Source organism: Mesorhizobium sp. WSM4810 (assembly GCF_055811235.1).
Genome location: NZ_JBVVQV010000030.1, coordinates 18,997 through 36,147, shown reverse-complemented (window position 1 = coordinate 36,147; position 17,151 = coordinate 18,997). Strand labels below are relative to the sequence as shown.

At 63.4% G+C, this 17,151-nt stretch carries 18 protein-coding genes and 1 riboswitch; of the genes, 7 read left to right on the top strand and 11 right to left on the bottom strand.

The genetic code is table 11. The annotated features are described in order from the left end of the window. The first annotated feature begins 77 nt into the window (after positions 1–77). Complete coding sequence (locus AC0L3O_RS29880; RefSeq protein WP_473536210.1) at positions 78–797, top strand: YdcF family protein; 720 nt, start codon at positions 78–80, stop codon at positions 795–797. A gap of 24 nt (positions 798–821) precedes the next feature. Here AC0L3O_RS29880 and AC0L3O_RS29875 read toward each other — a convergent pair whose 3' ends face one another. The 3 genes from AC0L3O_RS29875 to AC0L3O_RS29865 are packed head-to-tail and all read right to left on the bottom strand — an operon-like array spanning position 822 to position 2,510. Further along, on the bottom strand, positions 822–1,454 hold the full coding sequence (locus AC0L3O_RS29875) for a pyridoxamine 5'-phosphate oxidase family protein (RefSeq protein WP_473617414.1): 633 nt from the start codon (positions 1,452–1,454) through the stop codon (positions 822–824). Between the two features lie 12 nt (positions 1,455–1,466). Next, on the bottom strand, positions 1,467–1,937 hold the full coding sequence (locus AC0L3O_RS29870; protein WP_473536208.1) for a nuclear transport factor 2 family protein: 471 nt from the start codon (positions 1,935–1,937) through the stop codon (positions 1,467–1,469). Between the two features lie 21 nt (positions 1,938–1,958). After that, positions 1,959–2,510 (bottom strand): carboxymuconolactone decarboxylase family protein, encoded by a 552-nt coding sequence (locus AC0L3O_RS29865; RefSeq protein WP_473536207.1) that lies wholly within the window; start codon positions 2,508–2,510, stop codon positions 1,959–1,961. A gap of 106 nt (positions 2,511–2,616) precedes the next feature. Here AC0L3O_RS29865 and AC0L3O_RS29860 point away from each other — a divergent pair, with 106 nt between their 5' ends. Continuing rightward, a complete protein-coding gene (locus tag AC0L3O_RS29860) occupies positions 2,617–3,528 on the top strand; it encodes a LysR family transcriptional regulator (RefSeq protein ID WP_473617413.1) in 912 nt (303 codons plus the stop codon). 79 nt (positions 3,529–3,607) lie between these two features. After that, positions 3,608–4,402: a lysophospholipid acyltransferase family protein gene (locus AC0L3O_RS29855; RefSeq protein ID WP_473536205.1), complete on the top strand. Its 795-nt coding sequence runs from the start codon at positions 3,608–3,610 to the stop codon at positions 4,400–4,402. Between the two features lie 27 nt (positions 4,403–4,429). On the opposite strand, the gene AC0L3O_RS29850 is transcribed toward AC0L3O_RS29855, so the two are convergent. From AC0L3O_RS29850 to AC0L3O_RS29840, 3 genes are all read right to left on the bottom strand, one after another. Continuing rightward, positions 4,430–5,047, bottom strand: coding sequence for a LysE family translocator (locus tag AC0L3O_RS29850; protein WP_473536204.1), 618 nt, complete (start codon positions 5,045–5,047; stop codon positions 4,430–4,432). A 146-nt stretch (positions 5,048–5,193) separates the two neighbouring features. After that, positions 5,194–6,141 (bottom strand): aldo/keto reductase, encoded by a 948-nt coding sequence (locus AC0L3O_RS29845; protein WP_473536203.1) that lies wholly within the window; start codon positions 6,139–6,141, stop codon positions 5,194–5,196. Between the two features lie 115 nt (positions 6,142–6,256). Continuing rightward, a complete protein-coding gene (locus tag AC0L3O_RS29840; protein ID WP_287245740.1) occupies positions 6,257–6,823 on the bottom strand; it encodes a gamma-glutamylcyclotransferase in 567 nt (188 codons plus the stop codon). 117 nt (positions 6,824–6,940) lie between these two features. On the opposite strand from AC0L3O_RS29840, the gene AC0L3O_RS29835 reads away from it, so the two are divergent. Both AC0L3O_RS29835 and AC0L3O_RS29830 read left to right on the top strand, forming a co-directional pair. Continuing rightward, positions 6,941–7,939 (top strand): DUF2125 domain-containing protein, encoded by a 999-nt coding sequence (locus AC0L3O_RS29835; protein ID WP_473536202.1) that lies wholly within the window; start codon positions 6,941–6,943, stop codon positions 7,937–7,939. A gap of 53 nt (positions 7,940–7,992) precedes the next feature. Next, on the top strand, positions 7,993–8,916 hold the full coding sequence (locus AC0L3O_RS29830) for a sugar kinase (protein ID WP_473536201.1): 924 nt from the start codon (positions 7,993–7,995) through the stop codon (positions 8,914–8,916). Between the two features lie 91 nt (positions 8,917–9,007). On the opposite strand, the gene AC0L3O_RS29825 is transcribed toward AC0L3O_RS29830, so the two are convergent. Both AC0L3O_RS29825 and hisC read right to left on the bottom strand, forming a co-directional pair. Then, the gene (locus AC0L3O_RS29825; protein ID WP_473536200.1) at positions 9,008–9,943 is read right to left on the bottom strand and encodes a prephenate/arogenate dehydrogenase family protein; all 936 of its coding nucleotides are present in this window, start codon (positions 9,941–9,943) and stop codon (positions 9,008–9,010) included. Positions 9,944–9,949: 6 nt separating this feature from the next. Next, positions 9,950–11,059 (bottom strand): histidinol-phosphate transaminase, encoded by a 1,110-nt coding sequence (gene hisC / locus AC0L3O_RS29820; RefSeq protein ID WP_473617412.1) that lies wholly within the window; start codon positions 11,057–11,059, stop codon positions 9,950–9,952. A 172-nt stretch (positions 11,060–11,231) separates the two neighbouring features. Then, a riboswitch (SAM riboswitch) is annotated at positions 11,232–11,309 on the top strand. Positions 11,310–11,429: 120 nt separating this feature from the next. Here hisC and metX point away from each other — a divergent pair. Both metX and metW read left to right on the top strand, forming a co-directional pair. Next, a complete protein-coding gene (gene metX / locus AC0L3O_RS29815) occupies positions 11,430–12,599 on the top strand; it encodes a homoserine O-acetyltransferase MetX (protein ID WP_095493438.1) in 1,170 nt (389 codons plus the stop codon). Positions 12,600–12,714: 115 nt separating this feature from the next. Then, complete coding sequence (gene metW, locus AC0L3O_RS29810) at positions 12,715–13,329, top strand: methionine biosynthesis protein MetW (protein WP_473536238.1); 615 nt, start codon at positions 12,715–12,717, stop codon at positions 13,327–13,329. A gap of 71 nt (positions 13,330–13,400) precedes the next feature. Here the strand turns inward: metW and AC0L3O_RS29805 are convergent, their stop codons facing one another. From AC0L3O_RS29805 to AC0L3O_RS29795, 3 genes are all read right to left on the bottom strand, one after another. Further along, positions 13,401–14,171, bottom strand: coding sequence for a DUF1194 domain-containing protein (locus AC0L3O_RS29805; protein ID WP_473617410.1), 771 nt, complete (start codon positions 14,169–14,171; stop codon positions 13,401–13,403). Between the two features lie 194 nt (positions 14,172–14,365). Further along, positions 14,366–16,192 (bottom strand): ABC transporter ATP-binding protein/permease, encoded by a 1,827-nt coding sequence (locus tag AC0L3O_RS29800; protein ID WP_473536197.1) that lies wholly within the window; start codon positions 16,190–16,192, stop codon positions 14,366–14,368. Positions 16,193–16,307: 115 nt separating this feature from the next. Continuing rightward, positions 16,308–17,084, bottom strand: a complete 777-nt coding sequence (locus tag AC0L3O_RS29795; RefSeq protein WP_023797194.1) for a class I SAM-dependent methyltransferase — start codon at positions 17,082–17,084, stop codon at positions 16,308–16,310. Positions 17,085–17,151 lie beyond the last annotated feature (67 nt).

Sequence of the window (17,151 nt, the reverse complement as noted above, 5' to 3'; positions counted from 1 at the left end):
GAATAGAGAATTAGCGTAACGAAATTTGTGCTTTCCGACCTACTAAACGCCGTATTTCGGAGTTAACGATAAGGACGATGGACGCGCGCGACTCGACCGGAATGGCTGGACAGTTGCCCTTGGTGATCACGCGTTCTAGCGAGCGCGTCAAGCCCCGCCGATTGGTGAGCGCGCTACGCATCTCAGCTTTCTTTCTGCTCGTGCTGGCAACGTTGTTTGCCGGCGGCTTTGGCTGGTTCGCCAGCACCGTCAGCCGTCTCGCGACGCCCGCCAATCCGGCAAGGGCCGATGCCATCATCGTGCTGACCGGCGGCCATTCGCGTCTCGACGCGGCCATGGGCCTGCTGGCGTCCGGCAAGGGCGAGCGGCTGCTGATCAGTGGCGTGCATCCTTCCGCCAGCCGCCGCCAGCTTCAGGTCGCGACCCGCGGCGACAAGGAATTGTTTTCCTGCTGCGTCGACATCGACCGTGCCGCGCTCGACACGATCGGCAATGCCGAGGAAAGTGCCAAGTGGGTGGAAGACCACGCCTATGGCACCGTGATTCTCGTCACCAACAACTATCACATGCCGCGCAGCCTGCTGGAAATGGGCCGGCTGCTGCACAAGGCCAAGCTCGAGCCCTATCCGGTGGTCAACAGCAATCTTGGCAATGGCGGCTGGCTGACCAAGCCGAGAGCCTTGCGCGTGCTGTTCACCGAATACAACAAATATCTGCTGGCGCTGGCGCGCGGCATCGTGCCGGTCAAGCCAACGCCAACCGGCATCGCGCTGGCCGAGGCTGTTGCGCCGAACTGAGCCGATCTGGAACCGGCAGCGCTATCATTCCTTGAGCGTGGCGCTTGAGACGCTGCGCAGCCGCGTGATCTCGTGTTCGAGACGTTCGATACGCTTGTCCCGCTCAGCCAGCGCCGCCGCCACATCGGCCGCTTCGAAACGCTGTGGAATGTGCTGCGGGCAATTGGAATCCCAGGCCGAAACCGTGAACAGGATGATCTGCTCCGGGCGCGCCTTGTAGCCTTCCGGCAGCAGCTTCGCCATCAGTTCGGCGTCCTGCTCGACGACCCGCGCGGTGCCCCAAATCTTGATGCGCTGCCGATGCGCATAGTCGATCAGGAACAGGAAAGCGCGCGGGTTGTCGTCCAGATTGCCCTGGGTGATGAATTGCCTGTTGCCAGAGAAATCGACGAAGCCGATCGTCCGCTCGTCAAGCACCTTGAGGAAGCCGGCCGGCCCGCCGCGATGCTGGATGTAGGGCTGGCCCTCACCATTGGCCGTCGACAGGAAGACGCTGGTCTGCGCCTCGATGAAGGCGGCGAGATCGGGCGTGATATCAGCTTGCCAACTGCCGCGCTGTTCGACGCGGGCATAGGCCTCGCGTGAGCCTTTGCGGGCCTGGATCGCCTTGACGGTTGGCGTAAAGGCGACATCGCTGGTGATGACTTGAGCATTCATCGAAAGCCTCCTTCAAAGGCCGAGTTCCGATAGAGAGGGATGACCGTCCGGCCGGCGGCCAAGCGGCCAATGATATTTGCGGTCGGCCTCGAGGATCGGCAGGTCGTTGATGCTGGCGATGCGCAGGCGCATCAATCCAAGCTCATCGAACTCCCAGTTCTCATTGCCGTAGCTGCGAAACCACGAGCCGCTGTGGTCGTGCCATTCATAAGCGAAACGCACGGCGATACGGTTGTCGCGGAAGGCCCAGACCTCCTTGATGAGCCGGTAGTCGCGTTCGCGACCCCATTTGCGTGTGAGGAATGTCTGGATAGCCTCGCGCCCTTGCAGGAACTCGGCCCGGTTGCGCCAGCGGCTGTCGATTGTGTAGGCAAGCGCGACCCGTGCCGGATCACGGGAGTTCCAGGCAGCCTCAGCCATGCGTGCCTTCTGCGCGGCGGTCTCGGCGGTGAATGGCGGGAGCGGCGGGCGGCTTTCAGACATGGGAACTCCCTTGCGACTGACTCAGGCTGCCCTGCGGGCAGAAACGACCGGAAAGTCGATTTCCGTCCTGGCGACCTCATTGACATAGTTGGTCCAGACATTGAGAGCGACATGCTGGACGATCTCGATGATCTGCGCATCGTCGTAGCCTGCGAGCCTGACGGCGCTGAGATCCTCGTCACCGATATGGCCGCGGTCGCGCGCAATCTTGGTGGCGAAACGCACGGCTGCGGCGGCCTTGAGATCGTTGGAACTGCCCGCGCGATTGGCGACCATTTCGGCATCATCAAGCTTGGCGAGATTCTTGCCGAGATAGGTGTGAGCGGAAAGGCAGTAGTTGCAGCCATTGACCTCCGCAACCGCCAGAGCAATGCGCTCGCGCGTCGGCGCGGGCAGTCGGCCTTTGGCAAGCGCTCCAGACAGGCTGAGATAGCCTTCAAGCGCAGCCGGGCTATTGGAAACAAGCCTGAAGAGGTTAGGCACGACGCCGAGTTGCTTCTCGACGGCATGTAACATCGGCTGCGACGCAGCAGGCGCGGCCTCTATGGACGCTGGTGTAGGGATACGGGGCATCGGCATTCCTTCTCGTTGATCAGCTCGCCGCCAAAACATGGCCCCTTCCATCGCTCGGATGTAGATGCCATATTTGCAACCTATCCTTCCATTTTCCGGGAGAAATATGGATCGCCTCGAGGCCATGTCGCTTTTTGTCGCCGCGGAGGAGGCCGGCAGCCTTTCGGCCGCCGGACGCCGTTTCGGCATCCCGCTTGCAACGGTCAGCCGCAAGGTCTCCGACCTGGAGCGGCATCTGAAGACGCGTCTTCTGAATCGATCGACGCGGCAGCTGACGCTGACCGACACAGGTCACGCCTACCTCGCTGCCTGCCGTCGCATTCTCGACGAGGTCGGCGAGGCCGAGCGGACTGCCGCCGGCGAATACAGCGCCCCGACAGGCGAACTGATCATCACCGCACCGATCGTCTTTGGCCGCCTGCATGTGCTGCCGGTCGTCACCGGCTTTCTCGCTGCCTACCCCGACGTGGCTATTCGGCTGATGCTTGCGGACCGGATAACCCAATTGACCGAGGAGCACATCGATCTCGCCGTCCGCATCGGCCAGCTTCCCGACTCCAGCCTGGTGGCCACCCGCATCGGCTCGATTCGGCGCGTTGTTTGCGCGAGCCCTGCCTATCTGGCCGAGCACGGCACACCGCGGACGCCGAAAGACCTCGCGGCACACGACTGCGTCACCTTCGAGGGACTCACCGCTCCCGCCGCATGGACTTTTGCCACGGGCAAGACCGAACTCACCATTCCGATCCGCTCACGGCTTCGGGTCAACACCGCGGAAGCGGCGATCGATGCCGCGATTGCCGGCATCGGGTTGACGAGGGTGCTTTCCTACCAGATCACAGCTGCAGTGCGGTCGGGCACCCTCCGCACCGTGCTGGAGGCATTCGAGCCGCAGCCATGGCCGGTCAGCCTCGTGCATGCCGGCCAGGGTCTGCTGCCGGTGAAACTGCGTGCGTTCTTCGATTTCGCCGCCCCACGCCTGAAGAAACGGCTGGTGCAAGAGACGTGGCAGACCTGACGAACGGGCCATCGCACCGTTTCCTTTTTGCCCGCGCTTGGTGTAACCAACGCACACCTCCTCACCGGGCTCTTCCTGCATGCTTTATGTCCGCTCGCTGGCGTTCAACTTCGTCTTCTACGTCAATCTGATCGTCCAGATGATCCTCTGGACCCCGTACTATTTCCTGTCGCCGCGCCACCGCGCCTGGTTCGTGCCGAAATTCTGGTCACACACCAGCATGTGGCTCTATGACAAGATCGCCGGCACCAAAAGCGAGATCACCGGCCAGGAAAACCTGCCCGAGGGTTCCTTCATCCTGGCGCCGAAGCATCAGTCCTTCTGGGACGCGATCGCCTTTTTCCCGTTCCTGCAGGATCCGATCTACATCCTGAAGCGGGAACTGACCTGGATCCCGTTCTTCGGCTGGTACATCCTGAAAATGCGGATGATCCCGGTCGACCGCGGCAGCCGCTCGAAGGCGCTGAAAGCGGTGGTCGCCGCGACCAGGCAGGAACTGGCGCGCAATCCCCGCCAACTGATCATCTATCCCGAGGGCACGCGCCGGGCGCCGGGCGACGAGCCGGCCTATAAATACGGCATCGTCGAGCTCTATATCCAGCTTGGCATTCCGGTGGTGCCGGTCGCCCATGTCGCCGGCCTCTACTGGCCGCGGCGGAAATTCCTGCGCTATCCCGGCACGATCAAGGCCCGCTTCCTGCCGCCGATCCCGGCGGGTTTGGGCAAGGAAGAATTCATGGAACGGCTGATCGGCGAGACGGAAGCCGCCTGCGACCAGCTGCTCATCGAGGCGTCCCAGGCGCCCAACCCGCCGCCAATGCCGCCGACGGCGGTAAAGCGGCTGAGGGAACTTGGCTCCGGTACCCCGGCCTGAACCATCTGCTTGGTCGGCTACTATCCCCTAAGGAATCACAGCCAGCGCCGTGGTCAAAACCAGTGTTGCCGCGAACGTCAGATTGATGATCCGCGAGGCCAGCGGCTTGCGCAGGAAGCGCGCAAAGGCCGCCCCGGCGAGAAGCCACAGGACATGGATGGCGACGATCATCGAAGCGAGGACCGCCAGCCTGAGCCCTGCATCGAGCTCACCGGCGGACGACGTGCCGGCAAATACGGCGGCAATCGCCACATAGGCTTTCGGGTTGGCGACGGCCAGCAGAAACCCGCCGAGAAATGTGGGACGTGCCGCCCCGCCGCTACGCGCTGCCAGAGGCGGGGCCGTTGCTATCTTGAAGGCGAGGTAGAGGATGTAGGCTGCGGATGCCACCGCCAGGAGCGGTGTGAGCGTCGGCACAGAGGCGAGCATGGTCGTAATGCCCGTCGCCACGACCAAAAGCACGGCGACCGTACCAAGAATGATACCCGAGGCATAGCGGAGCGAATCGCGCAGGCCGAAGGCGGCGCCGACGGCGGTGACGCTTATCGTCGTCGGCCCCGGACTGCCCATCACGACCGCCGATGCCAGCACAAGCGCGAGCAATTGCTGCCATAGTTCCGGATGGGAAAAGACCTGTTCGGCCATCTGTACACCAGTATCCAGGCGATGCCGGCAATGGTATGGCAGGGCACAACAGGGTGTCTTGAACGATCGTGCAGGGAGCCTTTCCGGCGCAGGCCGCGCCCGGTTCTTGGTTGCTGTTTGATCAAGCCACCGCTTCGCGCTGGCGTCTAAGCACTCGCGCTGTCGAGCTCGACGATATCGTCCGGACCGAACTCCAATGATGCGGCGCGGACGAGGCTGTCTACCTGATCCAATGTCGTGGCACTGGCGATCGGCGCGGTGACGCCGGGCCGCGCAATCACCCAGGCGAGCGCCACTTCCGCCGGCTTGGCCGCGTGACGTGCCGACACGGCGTCGAGTGCCGCCAGGACGCGCATGCCGCGCGCGTTGAGATAGTTCTTCACGTCGTCGCCACGCGCGCTTTTGCCGAGATCGGCTTCGCTGCGGTACTTGCCGCTCAAAAACCCCTTGGCGAGGCTGAAATAGGTGATGACGCCGATGTCCTCGGCCATGCACAAATCGCGCAGCGGTCCATCGAAAGAGGCGCGATCGTAGAGATTGTATTCCGGCTGCAGCACCGAATAGCGCGGCAGGCCCCGCAAGCTTGCCACGTCCAGCGCGGCGCGCAACTGGCCAGCATCGAGATTGGAGGCGCCAACGTGGCGGATCTTGCCCTTGTCGAGCAGCTTTTGATAGGCGCCGAGCGTTTCCTCGTAGGGGGTGGCCGGGTCCGGCCAGTGCGACAGATAGAGATCTACGACTTCGGTCTGCAGCCGCTGCAGCGACGCATCGATGGCCTTTTCGATATAGGCCGCGGAGAGGTTTTTCCTGCCCTGCCCCATGTCCGACCCGACCTTGGTGATCACCACAACCTTGTCGCGATTGCCGCGGCTTTTCATCCATTTGCCGATGATCGTTTCGGATTCGCCGCCCTTGTTGCCGGGAACCCAGCGCGAATAGGCATCGGCGGTGTCGATGGCGTTGAGGCCGGCGCCGACGAACCGGTCGAGCAGGTCGAAAGAGGTTTTCTCGTCGGCGGTCCAGCCGAAGACGTTGCCACCCAGAACCAGCGGCGCGATGGACAGGTCGGTTTGACCGAGACGACGTTTCTGCAAGACTGATCTCCGTGGGGAATGGAAAGAAGCGGGCGAAAAGCCCCGTGACCGGCTTAACCTATGGCGGGTCGCACCAACGTCAAAGGGCCGGCGGACTTTTCCACCGACCAGCGCTTCACAAAGGCGCGATCCGTTTCGCCACCTCTTCCAGCCAATGGTCGCGGATCCCCAGCGCCTCGAGGTGCTCCAGCGTGCTGGACACGTAGTCCTCATTCTTTCCCGACTGGCCGACGGCGCCGCGAACGACGCTCGCCGCATCGGCCGCATCGAGCGCACCGGCATATTGCTCGTGGGTACGGTCGACGACATAGGCGACAGCCTCGACCGTCTCGCCTCCGTCTGTGTCGCCCCCACCCTTGTCGGCCTCACGCGTGTCCCCCTTGTCGAGGCGAATGCTAAGCATGCGCTCGAGATAGACATTGGTGACCAGCTCGCGTTCGCGCAGATAGGTGATGACCTCGTTGCGCAGATCGCCGGGGACGCGGAAAGCCAGCCCGATGCAGGAGCCGCCACGGTCGAGGCCGAGCACCAGGCCGGGCCGTTCGCGCGTGCCGCGATGCACGAAGGAGTAGACGCACAGCGAGCGGCGATAGCCATGGAGGCGGGCCCGCCGCGTCTCGACATGCGCAAATCCCGGCCGCCAGATCAGCGAGCCGTAGCCAAAAACCCAAAAATCGCCCATATCGCCAAGCCTGGTTGCAGCACCGCACTGGAATCGGTGTTTTTTTCAATCCGTCTCCGTCTACCCGATCTTGCCGGAAACGACACCTCTGCAACACGCGCCAACGAGAGCCGCAGCATGACGTCAAATGACGAACGCCCGCCGAATTTTCTCCGCCGGCTGTTCTGGCTCGGCGTTTTCATCGTCGTGCTGTTTGGCCTCTACAGCGCCGGCTGGTTCTACCTGGCAGACAAGGTCAAGAGCGAAGCCGGCAAAGCGGTGGCCGAGTTCAACGGCAATGGCATCGAGGCGGACTGCGTCAATCTCACGGTCAGCGGCTACCCCTTAAGCTTCGCCGTTACCTGCGACAGCCTGGCTTATCAGGACGACAGCAGGAACGTCGCCGCCTCGCTCGGCAGCCTTAAAGCAGTCACGCACATCACCCAGATCCTGTCCCCTGGCGCCGACCTGCAGGGGCCGCTCAGGACCTCCGTGCCGGGGATGGCGCCGCTGTGGATCGACTGGGATAATCTGCGAGCGAACGTCAAACTGTCCTGGCCCCTGCCCCAGCGCGTTTCACTGGAGGCAGAGGCTCTGTCAGCCCAGACCGATCCCGCCGATGGCACAGACCCGGTCGAGCTGTTCAGCGCTGGGACAGCGGTCGGAGAATTGCGTCCGAACGGCCAGGACATCGACTATGCCGGGGGTTTTACCGATCTCGAAATCGATCCGGGCGCGATCGATGGCCGCGTGCTGCCGCCGCTCGACGGCAGCGGCGACGTGACGCTGAAGAACGGCGTGGCGCTGATCAAGACACAAACAGAGAGCCTGCGCGGCCAGGCGGTGGATATCGGCAAGCTCGATCTGTCGTCGGGAAGCGCGCGCGTCACCGTTTCCGGGCCGGTCTCGGTCGATGCCGACGGGCTGATCGACGCCGATTTGATGATCAGGTTCAGCGATCCGAAGGCGGTGGCGGAAATCCTCGGCAAAGCCATTCCCGAGCAGAAGAGCCAGATCAAAACCGGCTTTGCCGGGCTGGCGCTGCTTGGCAACGAACCGTCGATGCCGCTCAAGATCGTCAAGGGCAAGGCCTCGCTCGGTTTTATCCCTCTGGGCAGCATCAAGCCGGTTGATTAGGCGATGATTGCGAACCTCCAGTTCGGAAAGACCATGGCCAAACAGGAAGATAGATGAACCGCCCGGTGAAGCTCCTGAGTGTTGGCGCGCTGACGCTCGATACGATCCTTCGCGTCGACACGCTTCCGGCGCGTCAGGGCAAGTTCATCGCGTCCGACGGCGTCCAGATCGCCTCGGGCATGGCTTCGAGCGCGGCCTGCGCCGCACGCCGCCTCGGCGCGGAGGTATCGCTGTGGGCGAGCGCGGGAGACGACCTCGTCGGCGATCAGCTGGTCGCAGGCATTGAGGCCGAAGGCGTCGATTGCAGCTTTGTCCGGCGCGTCGCCGGCGCGCGGTCGGCACTGTCGGCCATCCTGGTCGACACCAATGGCGAGCGCATTATTGTTCCATTCTATGACAAGCTCGCGCAGGCCGACCCCGAAGCGCTCCCCATTCAGGATCTCACCGCATTCGACGCCGTCCTGGTCGACGTGCGCTGGCCGGGCGCGGCAGCTCTGGCCCTGACGGCGGCGCGCGCAAACGGCCGTCCAGCCATACTCGATGCCGACACCGCGCCACGGGCCGTGCTGGAACGGCTGTTTCCGCTCGCCTCGCACATCGTCGCGTCGGAGCCGGCGGCGTTCATCCTCTGCGGCGAGGAGCGAGGCCCGCAGGAGGCCTGTGAAGCGCTGGCCAGACGCACCGATGCATTCGTAGCGGTGACCGGCGGCGCAGCGGGAAGCTGGTGGTTCGACCGTTCGGTGGCGTCGGTGCGCCACGTCGCCGCGCCAAGGATCAAGGCAGTGGATACGCTTGCCGCCGGCGACGTGTTTCATGGCGCCTTTGCCGTCGGGCTGGCCGAGGCCATGCCGATCGAACGGACATTGCGCTTTGCCAGCGCCGCCGCCGCGCTCAAATGCCTGCGCTTCGGCGGCAGGCTGGGCGCGCCGGACAGGGCCGAGACACTGGCGATGATGGCGGCTCACTGGCCGGATTGAGCGCGAGGCGGCCTTCAAATCGGATGGTACCGCCGCTCTATCTTTTGCTTGAGCATCGGATTTCACCTAAAACCGGTTCGGGTCCGATGCTCTATCCCTTGGCCGGATGCTCGACTGCCTGCCGGCCAAAGTCCGGCACGTCGATGTCCTGGCCGGCCTCGATGATCGAGCGGCGCACGGCGCGGGTGCGGGTGAACAGGTCGAACAGCTTTTCGCCGTCGCCCCAGCGGATCGCCCGCTGCAGCGAGGCCAGATCCTCCGAGAACCGCGCCAGCATTTCGAGGATGGCATCCTTGTTGTGCAGGCAGACGTCCCGCCACATCGTCGGGTCGGAAGCGGCAAGGCGCGTGAAGTCGCGAAAGCCGGAGGCCGAATATTTGATGACCTCGGACTTGGTCACCGACTCCAGGTCGTCGGCGGTGCCGACGATATTATAGGCGATGATGTGCGGCAGGTGCGAGACGATGGCCAATGTCATGTCGTGATGCTGGGGATCCATCGTATCGATGTTGGAGCCGCAACGGCGCCAGAATTCCGAGAGCTTTTCCAAGGCGGCCGGATCGGTGCCGGGCAACGGCGTGAAGATGCACCAGCGGTTTTCGAACAGTTCGGCAAAGCCGGCGTCCGGACCCGATTTTTCAGTGCCGGCCAGCGGATGGCCGGGAATGAAATGCACGCCGGCAGGCACATGCGGCTGCATCTGCGCGATGACGGACGCCTTGGTCGAGCCGACATCGGTGAGGATGGCGCCCGGCTTCAGCGCCGGCGCGATTTCCTCGGCGACCTCGCCTGAAGCACCGACCGGCACCGAAACGATGACCAGGTCGGCATCGCCGACCGCCTCTTTCGCATCAGTCGTGTAGGAGGAGCCGAGGCCGAGTTGCTTCGCCCGCGCCAGCGTCGTTTCGCTGCGCGTCGAGATGGCGACGTGACCGGCAAGGCCTTCCCGATGGATGACGCGGGCCAGCGACGAGCCGATCAGGCCGATGCCGACCAGCGCGATCTTTTCGAACATCGGTGATGTCATGGTGTTCTAGCTTTTCAGAAATGTCGCGAGGGCGGCGACAACGCCGCGATTGGCCTCTTCGGTGCCGATGCTCATGCGCAGCGCATTTGGGAAGCCGTAACCGGAAACGCGCCGCAATATGTAGCCGCGCGCACAGAGGTAATCGTCCGCGGCTGCCGCAGAATGTTTTTTGTCCTCGGGAAAGTGGATGAGGACGAAATTGCCGACGCTCGGCGTCACCCGCAGTCCGAGCCTGGTCAATTCCTCGCTGACCCAGGTCAGCCAGGTCTCGTTATGCGCCACGCTTCGCTCGACATGGGCGCGGTCGCGGATCGCGGCAATGCCGGCCTCGATTGCCGTCGCGTTGACGTTGAAGGGACCCCGCACCCGGTTGATCGCATCGATGACATGCATCGGCGCGTACATCCAGCCGATCCGCGCACCGCCAAGGCCGAGCTTGGAGAAGGTGCGGGTCATAACCACGTTTTCCGCACCAGCCACCAGTTCGACGCCGGCTTCATAATCGTTGCGGTGGACATATTCGGCATAGGCTGCATCCAGCACCAGAAGCACGTTTCGAGGCAGGCCAGCATGCAGGCGGCGCACCTCCTGGAACGGCAAATAGGTGCCGGTTGGGTTGTTGGGATTGGCGAGGAAAATGATCCGCGTACGCGGCGTCACCGCAGCGAGGATCGCATCGACGTCGGCGCGCTCCTTGGTTTCCTTGACCGAGACCGGGACAGCACCTGCCGACTGGATGTAGATCTTGTAGACCATGAATCCGTGTTCGGTGATCACAGCCTCGTCGCCCGGCGCGAGATAGGTCTGCGCAAGCAGGCCCAGAATCTCGTCGGAACCATTGGAACAAACTATGTTCGCCGGGTTGAGGCCATGCACCTCGGCGATCGCCTCCCGCAGGCGCCTGGCGGTGCCGTCGGGATATATGTCGAGCTTGGCCGCGACGTCGCGCGCGGCTTCTATTGCTTTCGGCGAGGGGCCGAGCGGGTTCTCGTTCGACGACAATTTGTGGACCTTGGCAACGCCGGCCGGCGCCGTGCTTTTGCCCGGCACATAGGCTTCGATGTCCATGATCCCCGCGCGGGGCGTTGGACGTGCCTGATCCGATACTTGGTTCATATTGCAAAAATCCGTCGAGAACGCTTCCGCTGCTCCAACGCGATGCGAATTTCGGATCCGCCACACTGGAAGCCGCCGCGGAAATACAAGCCGTGGCCTGGAATGTCGAGAGGCGGCAATGATCGGTGCGTGGCTGGCCGTTGACGGCGAGGCGCGCCGGTCCTAGAAGAAGGCGAAATCCCGTGGTGATTTGGCCGGTCGGCTTGCAGCCACGTTAAACAACTCGCTAAAGGGCCGTTTGCATCTTGTAACCGGCTTTGCGAAGGCAATGCCGGTTTTTTTGTTGTCCGCAGCCGGCCGGACAGTCGCATCGACCCGAAAATCTTAATCGACTTTCGGAAAACACGATGGGTTAATGTAAGAGGATGCGATGGTCGCGCTGCGCACGAAAAGAACCAACAACGAGGCCGACGAGCCGTCGAGCCCGGTGTTGCGGTTCGGCGCCGACAAGCCGCTCAAGCTCGATGCCGGCACGCTGCTGTCGCCGTTCCAGATCGCCTACAAGACCTACGGCACGCTCAACGACGCCCGCTCCAACGCCATCCTCGTCTGCCATGCACTGACCGGCGACCAGCATGTCGCCAGCACCAATCCAGTGACCGGCAAGCCGGGCTGGTGGGAAGTGCTGATCGGCCCCGGCAAGATCATCGACACCAGCCGCTTCTTCGTCATTTGCTCGAACGTCATCGGCGGCTGCCTCGGCTCGACCGGCCCCGCCTCGACCAATCCCGCCACCGGCAAGCCGTACGGGCTCGACCTGCCGATCATCACCATCCGCGACATGGTGCGGGCGCAGTTGATGCTGGTCGACCATTTCGGCATCGAAAAACTGTTCTCGGTGCTCGGCGGCTCGATGGGCGGCATGCAGGTGCTGCAATGGGCGTCGAGCTATCCGGAGCGCGTTTTCTCAGCGCTGCCGATCGCCACCGGCGCGCGCCATTCCTCGCAGAACATCGCCTTCCATGAGGTCGGCCGGCAAGCGGTGATGGCCGATCCCGACTGGCATGGCGGCAAGTATTTCGAGCAGGGCAAGCGCCCGGAAAAGGGACTGGCTGTGGCGCGGATGGCCGCTCACATCACCTATCTGTCGGAGGCGGCCCTGCACCGGAAGTTTGGCCGCAACCTGCAGGACCGTGAAGCGCTCACCTTCGGTTTCGACGCCGACTTCCAGATTGAGAGCTATCTGCGCCATCAGGGCATGACCTTCGTAGACCGCTTCGACGCCAACTCCTATCTCTACATGACCCGGGCGATGGACTATTTCGACCTCGCCGCCGATCATGGCGGCCGGCTGGCCGACGCCTTTGCCGGCACCAGGACCCGTTTCTGCCTGGTCTCCTTCACCAGCGACTGGCTGTTCCCGACCGAGGAGAGCCGCTCGGTCGTTCACGCGCTGAACGCGGCCGGCGCCTCGGTGTCCTTCGTCGAGATCGAGACCGATCGCGGCCACGACGCCTTCCTGCTCGACGAGCCGGAGCTGTTCGCCGCCATCAACGGCTTCATCGCGTCGGCGGCCCGCGCCAGGGGGCTCAGCGCATGACCCCCAAAGATTACAGCCTGTTCGAACCGGCATCTTGCGCCAGGCATCAGCGCATGGCCCCGAAAAGTTGCAGACTTTTCGGATCAAGGTCATGCGCCAGTCAAGAGGCACGATCATGAGTGTCAACCACGCCCAGCGCGTCGACCTCGAAGTCGTCGCCGATCTCATCCCGCCGCAGTCGCGGGTGCTGGACGTCGGCTCCGGTGATGGCCTGCTGCTCGAATTGCTGCAGGCAACGAAGCAGGTCGACGGCCGTGGGATGGAACTGTCGCAGCGCGGCGTCAACGAATGCGTGGCACGCGGCCTGTCCGTCATCCAGGGCGACGCCGACAAGGACCTCAAATTCTATCCCGACAAGGGTTTTGATTTCGTCGTCCTGTCGCAGACCTTGCAGGCGACCCGCAACCCGAAGCTGGTGCTCGACGAGTTGCTCAGGATCGGCAACCACGCCATCGTCTCCTTCCCCAATTTCGGCCACTGGCGGGTTCGCCTTTCGCTGTTCGTCGAAGGGCGGATGCCGGTGACCAAGGACCTGCCCTATTCCTGGTACGACACGCCCAACATCCATTTCTGCACCATCCGCGACTTCGTCAATCTCTGCGAAGAGCTCGGCGCAACGGTGGAAAAGGCAACCGCGCTCGACGCCAATGGCCAGAAAATCGGCCTGTCGATGCCATGGTGGTTCTGGAATTTCTTTGGCCAGCAGGCGGTGTTCCTGCTGAAGCGATAACGGCGACCCGTCGCTTCGGCCAGCCGGCCCGAGTCCGGAGACATCTGGGACTGATCGCCGTTCGTCGAGGTCTAACGATCAAGTTCCGGAAAATACGGATCGGAGAAAAACCGCCGACCGCGCTCGCCTTGCAAACAGTCGACCGGTGCTGCCGCGTCGACCGGGACGGACCCGGGATCGGCCCCGGGACCGGCATTAGGATCGGTAACACCGCTGACCTCGAGGACCAGCTTGCGGCGTATGGCGGTCACGAATTCCGAAGCGGCATAGACCGGCAGCACGAAGGAGCCTGGCCCGCCAGTGACGCACTCGGCATAGTATTGGTCGAGATGGCTGAAGCTGGGCGACGGGCTCATCAGGATCGGCAGGCCATTGATGACGATGCCCTTTGCTATCGCGGCGTCGCGTGTCGTGGCGACGGGCATCCCGATATTGTTGGGGCCATCGCCTGAGATGTCGATGACGCTGCGCGTCGCGTCGAAGGCGGCTCCATCCAAAAGCTTGGCGCCGAAGGCGAGCGCACTGGAAATCGAGGTGCCGCGAAAGCTCCTGAACGGGCGCGCCTCGATCTTGCCGGCGAATACCTCGGCGCTCTCGGCATCGTCGATGACCTGCCAGGCAATGACGGCGTCGTCGCGGACGGTGCCTGCCCATTCGAAATAGGCCAGCGCAATGCGGCCGTTCACGCCCGAACGCACCGCATTGATGAAGTCGGGGTGGCGCAGCGCCTTGACATAGCCGGCGCGCTGCAGGGCGAATTCCTTTTCGTCCATCGAGTGCGAGATGTCGACCGCCAGCACCAGTTCGACGTCCACGGCAATGGTGTCGGCAGGCGCGGCCAAAGGTGCTGCCTGGGCACGGGCAAGGCAGGCAAGCAGGCAGACGCAGGTCGCCCAAAAGCGCGCAGCGGTTTTGGGGTAACGACAAGCATCGAAGCAAAGACTCAAAGCGTGTCGCATGAATCCAACGCCGCAGGCTTCCGAACGATGCCGGCAATCTTTCGCCGCGATCACGGCAAAATAAAGCTTACGGCCGGCTATGCCTGTTGGTGGGCTTTGGCGACGGCCGGGGGTGGTTCGATCGCGCCGGCCCTGACGCGGACTGGCTTGAGAGCCGGTCGCTCGAAATCTTTCACGATCGCCAATGAGCGCGGGAAGAATTCAATATTCTGCTGGCCACGGCCGATATTGAGGATCGCGGCGTCGGCAAGACGCGCCTCCAGCATCGACAGCACCCGCCGCAGCGTCGCGCCGTCGAACGTGTCCAAAGCCTCATCGATGATCACCCATTTCGGCTGCCGCAAGACCAGCCGGGCAAAGGCAAGCAGGCGCTGCTCGTCATCGCTCAATTCGCGCTCCCAGCGCGCCGGCCGGTCGAGCGAGGATGACAGCCGCCCGAGACCGACCTCGGCAAGCACCGCCGAGATCTCGGCGTCGCTGACCGCGGCATCGGCGTGGTCGAGCACCTCGCGCAGCGTGCCGAGCGGGAAATAGGGTTTTCGGGGAACGAAGGCCGGCACCTCTCCGGCCGGCATGCCGATCCGCCCGCTTCCCCACGGCCACAGACCGGCAATGGCGCGGAAGAACAGCGTCTTGCCGGCGCGCGGATCTCCGGTGATCATGACGCGCTCGCCGGCGCGGATCTCGACATGGGGCTCGGCGAGCTTGGTGCATCCATCCCGCGACGCAATTTCGAGCTTGTCGAATGTCAGCCTGCCGTCCGGATTTTCGCCGAACTCGATGCGCCTCTCGCTATGGTGGAGCACATCCGTTTCGGCAAGCGCGATGCGGAAATCGGCGACGCGCATCAGCGTGGCGCGCCAATCGGCGATGCCGCCGATATTGTTGATGAACCAGCGCAACGAGGAATGCACCTGGTTGAAGGCGCCGACAGCCATCATCAGCCCGCCGAAGCTGATGTCACCGGCGAAATAGACCGGCGCGGCGACGAGGATCGGCGCGACGACAGTGATCCAGCCATAGGTGTCGGTCACCCAGGAAAGATTGATCTGGGCGCTGTAGATGCGCCGTATCGCGCCCAGCACCGTGCCGAGGTCGAGCTCAAGCCGCCGTCGCGCGTCGGCCTCGCCGTGCGCAAGCGCGATGGCATCGACATTCTCGTTGACGCGGACCACCGAGGAGCGCAGCTCCGCCTCGCGCGTATAGCGGTCGCTGTTGAAGCGGATGAGCGGCCGTCCGACCAGCCAGCTCAGCCAGGAGGCGGTGCCGGCATAGAGGATTGCGGCCCACACCATGTAGCCCGGAATCGCCAGCGAATAGCCGCCGACATGGAAGACGAAGCCGGAAGACAGCGACCATAGGACGCCGACGAACGAAACAAGCAGAATGAACGACTGCAATAGCCCTATGCCGAGACCTGTAGAAAGATCGGAGAGATGCCCGGCATCCTGCTGCAGGCGCTGGTCGGGGTTGACGCCGATGGCGCCGGCGTTGGCGAGCCGGAAAGCCCGCGCCGGCCGCATCCATTCACCGATCAGATCGAGGGTCAACGCCTCACGCAGCTTCAGCCGGATCGTCTGGTCGAGCCAGGTCTGGCCGACATTGAGCACCACAAGCCCGCCGGCGATGGCGGCAAACACCAGAAGCTGGTGCAGGAAACCCTGCATATCGCGCCGAGCCAGCGCGTCATAAAAGGGCTCGTTCCAACGATTGAGCAGAACCTGCCCGATCGAGGTTGCCACAATGACGGCGACGATGCCGAGGCAAGCCCAGAGCAGTTGTTTGCGGATCGGCGACTTCGCCAGCGCCAGCCTGATTGTCGCCAGTTGGTCGCGCAGGCTGCTGGCTTCGACCGACGCGGCAATCGGCTTGGCGCTGGCCTCGAAATCCGGATGATCGGCCATTGATGAAGACCCTTCGCAAGCGGTGCTGAAACCGGTGAACAAGTCGACTCAATCGGGTAGCAAACCCGCCCACGACAGATAGGTGGGAAAAAGCGCGATTCCGATCACGAAAACGTCATCGACGGCCCGGCGACGGCGCGTTCCCGGTCGGCGATATCCGGCCGAGCCTTGTGGCCCCATGCGGCGAGAAAACCGGCACGAAGACGCGGCGAGAGGCGCGCTGGACGACCGGCACACCCTGATAGAGCCGCTTCTGCGCCTCGACGACGATGACGCCGGAAAAGATCGGCCAGAACCTGCGGCCGGCGCGCTCCAGCACATTGTGGAACCGCATCATGAAGCGTCGCCGCGATGGCGGGAAGAACAGTGCGTCGGACCAGGCCGCGGGCGTGAAATTCGCTTCGCGCAGCAATTCGGTGAGTTGGCCGCGCGAGAAAGGCCGGCCGCTGCCGAACGGCGTATGCTCGAAACGGGCCCAGACACCGCGCCGGTTGGGCACGACGATGACGACGCGGCCGGCGGGCGACAGCACCCGCCAGATTTCGTTCAGCGTCTCGCGCGGGTTCTCGGCATGTTCGAGTGAATGGACGAGCAGCATGCGGTCGATGGAGGCATCGACCAACGGCAATTCCTCATCGAAGACCAGCGCGGTCGCGGTCGGCCCGGTGGCCGGCCAGACCACCGCGCCTTGCGTTGCCGGCATGAAGGCAAAGACACGTTCGGCATCGGTGCCGAACCGCTCCAGCCACGGCAAGGTGTAGCCGAGGCCGACCAGCCGCTCATTGGGCACGACAGCCCATATCGAGGACAACGCCATGGTGATCGAGCGTTCGGCCAATCGCCCGAGCGTGGTCGAATAAAAGGAGCGAAGGTCGACGATATCGGAATGCATGCGCGGCACGCTATCTTCGATGCTGTCCAAGTTCAACAAAGGCGCCCAGTTCTACAAAGACGGATGA